Source organism: Nocardia sp. NPDC058666, from assembly GCF_042714895.1.
Lineage (GTDB): Bacteria > Actinomycetota > Actinomycetes > Mycobacteriales > Mycobacteriaceae > Nocardia.
On the sequence record NZ_JBHXRY010000033.1, the window covers coordinates 3397 to 4642 of the forward strand.

The 1246-nt window shown below is 73.1% G+C and carries 2 protein-coding genes; both read left to right on the top strand.

All coding sequences use genetic code 11. The features are described 5' to 3' along the window. On the top strand, positions 1-548 hold a 548-nt coding region (locus ACFWVD_RS27985), incomplete at its 5' end, for an AfsR/SARP family transcriptional regulator (RefSeq protein ID WP_379247826.1). A 128-nt stretch (positions 549-676) separates the two neighbouring features. Further along, the coding region (locus tag ACFWVD_RS27990) for a ScbR family autoregulator-binding transcription factor (RefSeq protein WP_379247828.1) at positions 677-1246 on the top strand (570 nt) is incomplete at its 3' end.

Here is a 1246-nt window from a genome sequence, read left to right on the forward strand (position 1 = left end):
CCCTGCCCGGCGGATACCTCCTCAGCAGCGGCGGCGGAACCCTCGACGTCCGCGAGTTCGACCGCCTCGCCGGCACCGGCTACCGCGCCATGGACGCCGGCGACTTCCCCGGCGCCGCCCGCCTGCTGCGCGAGGCCCTGGCCCTGTGGTCCGGACCCGCCTTCGCCGACGTACAGGGCGGAATCCAGCTCGACATGGAGACCAGACGCCTGGAAGAGACCCGGCTGTGCGCCCTGGACCAGCGGATCGAGGCCGACCTGCGACTGGGACGCCACCGCGAACTCCTGGCCGAACTGACCGTCCTGGTCACCCGCTACCGCACCCACGAGAACCTCCACGGACAGTTCATGCTCGCCCTGCACCGCTCCGGCCGCCGCGGCGAGGCACTGGACGTCTACCAGCGACTGCGCGCCACCCTCGTGCGCGAACTGGGACTGGAACCCTCCATCGCCCTGCGCCGCCTGCAGCGCTCGATCCTGATGGCCGGACCCGAGAGCCCGGCCGAGGCCCACGCGGAGCCCGGCGGCGAAAGGCTCGTACGGGTCTGACGCCCGACCACCCCCGCCCGCCGGGGGCGGCCGAAAAAGGGGCACGACCCGGCCCGGCCCCGGGACACACCACAGGTCCCCGCGGCCGGGAACACGAGGACCTCCACGGGGCGAGAGGAGACGACGCGGTGCAGGAGAGGTCGGAACGGACCCGCAGGCGCCTGGTCCACGCCGGGGCCGAAATGTTCCACCGCAACGGCTACGCCAACGCCACACTCGGCGAGATCGCGGCCGCCGCCGGGGTCACCAAGGGAGCCCTCTACTTCCACTTCGCCTCCAAGGACGAACTCGCCGAAGCCGTCCAGCAACGCGGCTGCGCCCTGCTCCACGACGCCGTGCGCACCCTGCGCCAGGACGGCGTCTCACCCCTGCAGGCCCTGATCGACATCACCCACTGGCTGGCCTGGACCCTCCACGAGGAACCCGCCATCCCCGCCAGCTTCCGCATCACCAAGGAATGCGGCCAACCCGCCCCGCGGGGATGCACCCCGACCCGGCCCGCCGTCGTCGACTTCCACCGGGCCTGGATCTCGGCCGTCTCCACACTGCTGCGCCTGGCCCGCGACGCCGGCGAGCTCCCCGCGGCCGGCCGCCGCTGGGAGAGCGCCCAGGCCCTGGTCGCAGCCGCCGCCTGCGGCATCGAAACCATGTCCGCCACCGGCATGTCCTACGCCGAACTCCAGGGCAAGGTCGCAGCC